At 39.1% G+C, this 7,159-nt stretch carries 4 protein-coding genes and 1 pseudogene; 4 read left to right on the forward strand and 1 reads right to left on the reverse strand.

The window, feature by feature from the left end; translation table 11 throughout:
* Nucleotides 1-516: 516 nt before the first annotated feature.
* From G603_RS0115605 to G603_RS0115620, 4 genes are all read left to right on the forward strand, one after another.
* A complete protein-coding gene (locus G603_RS0115605) occupies nucleotides 517-2,127 on the forward strand; it encodes a class I adenylate-forming enzyme family protein (protein WP_026670807.1) in 1,611 nt (536 codons plus the stop codon).
* Nucleotides 2,128-2,213: 86 nt separating this feature from the next.
* Entirely contained in the window at nucleotides 2,214-3,161 is a 948-nt protein-coding gene (locus G603_RS0115610) for a lysophospholipid acyltransferase family protein (protein WP_026670808.1), read from the forward strand.
* A 55-nt stretch (nucleotides 3,162-3,216) separates the two neighbouring features.
* Nucleotides 3,217-4,941, forward strand: coding sequence for a class I adenylate-forming enzyme family protein (locus G603_RS0115615; protein WP_026670809.1), 1,725 nt, complete (start codon nucleotides 3,217-3,219; stop codon nucleotides 4,939-4,941).
* Between the two features lie 153 nt (nucleotides 4,942-5,094).
* Complete coding sequence (locus G603_RS0115620) at nucleotides 5,095-6,846, forward strand: class I adenylate-forming enzyme family protein (protein ID WP_081669957.1); 1,752 nt, start codon at nucleotides 5,095-5,097, stop codon at nucleotides 6,844-6,846.
* Nucleotides 6,847-6,931: 85 nt separating this feature from the next.
* Here the strand turns inward: G603_RS0115620 and G603_RS0115625 are convergent.
* A pseudogene (locus G603_RS0115625) lies at nucleotides 6,932-7,159 on the reverse strand (IS3 family transposase); the annotation flags it as partial.

Below are 7,159 nucleotides of genomic sequence, written 5' to 3' on the forward strand. Positions count from 1 at the left end.
GGTATCGCCCTGCTCATAGCGTGACAGGAAAATGTTTTTAAATTCCAGAGTAAAGATGATCTGGCGGGCGTTTACTTTTGCAGTAAACTGATTGGCAGCCAAAGTCTCAATCTGTTCTGGAGTGAATGTGGATTTTTTGTGATTGCTTAGCATGATATAACCTCCAATTGATTGTATTTTACAACATCTGGACACAAACGTGAGATGCTGTGTCCAGAAAACGGGGTTTTCCATAAAAACCGTGTCCACTTTACGGGGATGCCACTTCCAAAAGGATGAAAGATGGTGTCCGAAAAGTGAGATTTCAGAAAGGTCATGTGTCCATTTTTATGGGTACATTTTAATAGTTGACACACAATCGGAGGTAAAGACAATGCTTGACAGACAGACAGACAGACAGACAGACAGACAGAGGATAAACTGACGGGATTTCCGTCAATTGATAAGCCGTGGATTAAATACTATAAGGAGGATCAATTCGATATAAGTATTCCTCAGTGTTCTATTTATGAGTGCATGCGCAGTTATGCAAAAACATATGCACAAGAAATTGCAATTGAGTTTTTTGGTAAGAAGATTACTTATGATCAGTTGTTCAGCAAAATTGAAGAAGTAGCTAAGAGTTTAAAGATGGCCGGGGTAAAACAGGGAGAGATTGTTTCAGTTTGTTTACCCAATATACCGGAAGCTATTTATACCTTATATGCAATAAATCGAATCGGAGCCATTGCCAATATGTTGGATGTCAGGTGCGCTGAGAGAGTTCTTGCTGCTTCTGTATTGGAAGCACATTCGAATGTGTTGATTACTTTGGATTCTGTATCTGATAAATTCAGTAGTCTAAAAAAGAACAATGACGTGAAAATTATAGTGTCAGTATCTGCTATTGAATCATTAAACCCTATATTGAAGAAACTAATCCGATTAAAGAACAAGAATTTACGATTGAGTTGTCCTGATGGTTTTATGACGTGGAAATACTTCCTTAGTCTTGGGGATAATAATACTGAAGAACTTGATGCTAAGTTTGTCAAAGATGCAGATGCAATTATCGCTTATACAGGTGGAACTACAGGGGAACCCAAGGGCGTTATCGGAACTAATGAGACTGTGAATTCTGTTGTAGAAATGGAATTAAAAGTCGGATTTAATGGAGCGGTGAGAGATAGTATCTTAGTTATTGCACCACCGTGGACATACTATGGAATCTGTAATTCAATAAATGTTCCATTATGTATGGGATTGAAATTACTGTTGGTTCCCAAGGTGGGTGCTGATGAATTACCGGATTTAACTCTGAAATTGAAGCCTAACCATATTGTTTCTGTACCTTCCGCTTTATTAGCTTTCTTAGATAATCAAGCAATGCAGAAAGCAGATCTGAGCTTCCTGAAGTCTTTTATTTTAGGAGCAGACAAATTGGATGAGAGTCTCGAGAAAGAGTTTAATTTGTTTTTGTCAAAACATAATTGCAATATTAAACTTTCAAAAGGCTATGGTATGACAGAGGTGATGGCTGCTGCTGCATATTCAAAAGCTAACGCAAATGACTTAGGAAGCGTAGGAATACCATATCCGGGAAATATTATTTCTACTTTCAAAGATGATAAAGATTATACTGAATGCAGAATAAGAGAGGTTGGTGAAATAGCAATATGTGGACCGACTCTGATGAAGGGGTATTTTGGAAATGCTAAAACTCAGGACTCAGAAATAATAAAGGTTCACAAAGATGGAACTAAATGGATCCATACAGGTGATTTGGGACATGTCGGGGAAGATGGAAGAATTTATATTGATGGCCGTCTTAAGAGGATGTTTGTCAGAAATGGATACAAAGTTTTCCCCGCAAGTATAGAAAATTGCATAATGAAGTGTGATGAAGTACAGCAAACTGCAGTTATAGCTGTAAAAGATGAAAACTACGGTAACATAACCAAAGCTTTTGTAGTGTTGAAAAATAATGCTGATAGTGATTCTGTAAAAAAAGAGTTGGTAAAGAATATTGCAGATGAATTATACGATTATGAGTACCCTGATAATTACGAATTTGTAGATAAATTACCGTTAACAGGAATGGGGAAAATAGACTATAAAAAATTGGAGAATATGGCTAAGACAATTTGACGTCTTGAAATCGAAGGGGCTGTCTTAGTGCGACAGCCCCATGTTACGTCGCAAAAAGCAAGTTGGTTTTGTGTTCGGGGGGACCGATGTTTGATAGTATTCATTCATTTAAATACATGCTTTCTTTGAGTCAGCAGGACTGCGAAGCATACTGCCGAGAAAAAAGACTGGAAAGATATCAGAAATATGGTGGTGGACATATAACTAATCTACCACTACATTCGTTCGCACATAAAGTGTTTATGCCATTCTTGAAGGCAAGCCTTTATATGGAAGGGAAAAGGCTGAATATCCTTAGAGATGATCGTATAAAAACGGACAGACCAATTATTTTTTGTCCTACACATATTGGTGGTGTGGATATTGAAATGTCGTTTCTTTCAATACAAACACCATGTTGGTTGGTGCTTGGAGATCCTAGAGAATTCTACAGGAATTTTGATGGATTTCTGCTTCAGTTAAATGGAGTTATTGTTCTGGATGTCCTAATAAAAGAGGACAGGAAAGTTGCTAAGGCACAGATGAAAGAACTTCTGCGTAAAGGAGGTAATTTGCTTCTTTTTCCGGAGGGGGTTCAGAATATTAGTCCCAATGCGCTTATAAATCCATTATTTGCTGGAGCTGTTGACTTGGCAATTGATTGCGGAGCCGATATTGTTCCAATTGCGTTATGCAGAAGAGGAGATTCTTACTATTCAATAATAGGAGAGAATATTTGTTATGAAGGCTGTCAACCTGAGGAGAGGGATATCCTGACTAACGAACTCCGGAACAGAATGGCAACGCTTAAGTGGGAAATCATTGAAAAACTGCCACAGATTCATCGTGAAAATGTTAAGGAAAGTGATTACGATGATTTTGTAAATAATGTACTCTCTTTGGATGCATCATATACCTGGAGTATTGATGATATAAAAAACGGTAGGTATCATCCTAAAGACGTAGTTGAGCATGAAGATGCGTTTGATTTTGCAGAATCATTGGCTCCCAATAAAGATAACGCGTTTCTATTTGATAAAAGATTAATTGGGTGAGTATGGTTGATTAATATTATTAAAATGTGGAATTGACAAAGGGGAGCGAGGAAATATGATTTTAACAGACAGACAGACAGACAGACAGACAGGATATCCTTCGGTCGATAAACCGTGGATGAAGTATTACAACCAAAAAGCGCTGAGTGATGAAAATCCTGCAATATCCATATATGAATGGATATATACCCGCAACAGGAAGTATGAAGATTATGTTGCAATAAGTTATTTTGGTAATCAGATAAGATACAAGGAATTATTTGATGAAGTGGAAAGAGCTGCGTCTTCATTTGAGGCGTTAGGGGTAAAAAAAGGAGATATTGTAACACTTGCATTACCTAATATTCCGGAGAATGTAATCTGTATATATGCGTTGAATCGTATCGGGGCTATAGCAAACATAATAGATCTAAGATGTCAGGGAAATGATCTGATTCGATACTACAACGAGGTTAATTCTTTGGTGGCAGTTATTAGTGACATTTTTTTAGATAATACACTGCAGGTTCTTGATAAGACCAGATTGAGCAAAATTGTTATAGCGTCACCATATGATCGGTTATCTACGCCGCTTAAGGCCATCATGAGGAGGAAGATAAACAAGGCGGAATTAGATTCTCTTCATGCCCTAACCTGGAAAAGTTTTATCAGTAAAGGATCAGGAGAGGTAAAAGGAATACCAGGAAAAACCGAAGAGACTGCATGCATTCTTCATACCAGTGGTACAACCGGTGAGGCAAAGGGAGTTATGCTGAGTAACCGATGCTTTAATGCAATGGCGTTTCAGTGTGAACGCGATGGATATACATATTATCCCGGTGATAAATGCTTGAATTGGGTTCCGCCTTTTCTTGCGTATAATGCATTGATGGCTATGCATTTGCCACTGTCTTTGCATATGCAGATTGAGATGATACCCGAGTATAAACCGGAGAAATCAGCAAAAAACATTATGAAATATAAACCTAATCATGTGATGGCCGGACCGGCGGATTGGGTGAGTTTTACCAACACGAAAGGAATTAAAGATCTTAGTTATTTGCGATCGCTTTCCAGTGGCGGGGATTCGCTTCGTGCGGAAGAAAAACATAAGATCAACGAGATTCTTAAAGAACATGGATGTATGGGTAAAATTCTTCAAGGCTATGGTATGACGGAGGTTGGAAGTGCCGCTTCAAGTAATTTGCCTCAGGTGGATGTGGATGGTAGCGTTGGGATTCCGCTTCCGTTGATGACATTTTGTATTTGGGACAACGAAGCTAATAGAGAGATGAAATATGACGAAGAAGGAGAAATCTGTATCGCTGGTCCTACGCTGATGAATGGATATTATAACAAAGAGGATGAATCTAAAGCAGTAATGAGGATTCATAGCGATGGCAGAGTATGGATGCACACAGGCGATTTAGGACGAATTGATACGAATGGCTGCATATATCTTGAAGGGAGACTAAAGCGGATCATTATTCAGTATAACGGGATGAAAATTAATCCATATGAGATAGAGGCAACGTTGTTAGAAGATACATCCATAGAAAATTGCTGTGTTGTTGGAGTACCTGATATAGATCATGGAACTGGTGCGGTTCCAAAAGCATATGTTGTATTAAAACCCGGTTTACAGGAATTAGCAGACCAGATAGAGAAACAACTTAGAGAGAAGTGCGAGAAGAATCTTGTTGAGAGATATCGACCCAAACAGATTCAGTTTATAGAGGCGCTTCCGCTGACGGCTAATGGTAAGGTGGATTATAGATCATTAGAAGGTAAAGACTTATAGGAGGAAAGGTAATGCACACGCAAAATAACGGCCGTAATTCAAAGGACGAGAATTCCTGTTTCCATCTATAGATAAACCCTGCCTGAAATACTATAAAGAGAATGCTGAGGAAGAGGTTGATCGAATACGGAGAACAAAACGGTATGGGATGTAATTGAGAAAAAACTAAATGAACATACAGATATTCCTGCCATAGAGTATTTTGGAAAAGTCATTTCCAGAAAGGAATTTATAGAAAACGTCTATCTGTGGGCAAAAGCATTCAGGAATCTGGGTGTTAAGGAGGACGAGATCGTTGCATACTATGGACCATTTATGCCGGATGTTTGCTACATGATCTTTGCCTTGAATATGATAGGAGCGTGTCCCTATTTCCTTAAGTTGGCAATTAGTTCCAAGGTACTTGAAGAAGAGGCAAAAGAGTGCAGGATTGCCATAGTCTTTGATCAGATGTGGGAGAATGTAAAAGGGGGATTTACAAAAGATAAGTATGAGAAAGTGATAATCGCAAGAATCACAGATGCGATGCCGACACCTAAAAAGCAAATCGTGTCGGTCATGACAAAAATCCGTAAAAAGACACAGATCCCAAGAGGAGAGAAGTATATTTCTGTATCAGATGCTAAGGAACTAGGAAAAGGATATAACGGGGAGATAAAAGCCCCCTTTGTTTCAAATAGAAATGCCTTCATTACTTCATCAAGCGGAACAACAGTTGGTGGAATCGTAAAAGGAGTTGTGGCAACGAATGAAACGGTTCTTACACAGTTATCAATCTCAGACGCCAGCGGAACACAGTTTTTTAAAGGAGAAAGATGTCTGAATCACTTTCCGCCAACGGCTGCCACTTCATTAAATCTTCTGTTTTCGGTGCCGCTTTATCGGGGAATGACAGTTGTCATGGACCCACGAGTAGAGGAAAAGGATTTCTATAATCAAATCACGAAACTGCATGTAAATGCGGCGTGTTCTACCGGAAGTGCATGGGAAGCGTTCTTTAATCGATTGGAGAAAGAAAGAGCAAAAGGCAAAGAATTCGATTTTTCATATGTAAAATGTTGGGTTGTTGGCGGAGAAGGAACTGATTCTAAGAAATTCCAAAAATGGCAAAACATTATGCATGAATTAGGCTCGGATAGAGGGCTGGCAAGCGGCTACGGCTCATCTGAGTTATTTGCAAGCGCATGTTCGGAGTCTGTGAATGCCAGATATGACTTTAGTAAGCCGATAATGAGCGTCGGAATTCCAATGGCGGGTATCACAGTTGGCGTATTTGATGAAGAGGGGAAAGAGTTAGGATACAACCAAAAAGGCGAACTGTGGATTCGCAGCAAATCGGTTATGAAGTGCTATTACAATAAGCCGGAATTAACTGCCAAGACAAAGGTTGATGGGTGGATCCATACCGGTGATCTGGCTGAGATAGATGAAAATGGTTTTGTTTATATCTTGGGCAGAGTAAAGGATACAACCTTACTTCCTGATGGCAGAAAAATATATCTGTTTGACATAGCACATAGGATCAAAGAAAAGAATTACATAGATGATGCGATTGTTCTGGAAAAGCCTATCAAGCAGGATTCCATAAGTCTTGTTGCGCATATTGTGTGGGAAAAGTCTGTAAAGGAAGATGAAAAAGTAGCATATCTAAAAGCACTTGTTGAATGTGTGGAACAATATGAGCCTGGGGTTGAGCTGATCGCATTTGCTATCCACGATGTTATGTTGCCATACTCACCAACGACACTGAAAAAAGATAAAAACCGCATGATGAATCAGTTAGACGGGTTTGTGTGGATTGTTGATGATCAGATACAAAAGATCCGTTTTGTCGAAAACGGATATGGTCTATACGAGATAGAAAAAAGTACTTTAAAGTGTACCCTTTGTCAAGGACAAATTTAAAAGCATAAAAGCATAGTTATTTGTCTCTTGGAAGATGACCATTGTCATCAATGGATGAGTAAGTGATAAGAGGGTATTTACCAGTTATACAGTACTCATAGTATTCGTTAGGTGACAGCTTAGATAGTTGCCATTGGCCACGATCATTGTTGTAGTAATCCATGTAGTCATCGATGATGGTTTTGGCATCGTTAAAGGATTCGGCAAGGGCTATCTTATCCATGATCTCATCTTTCATGTGACCGAAGAAGCTTTCCTGAGGAGCATTGTCCCAGCAGTTACCACGACGGGACATGGATTGGCGAAGATTAGA

It is taken from the genome of Butyrivibrio sp. AE3006 (genome assembly GCF_000424165.1).
Classification (GTDB): Bacteria; Bacillota; Clostridia; order Lachnospirales; family Lachnospiraceae; genus Butyrivibrio.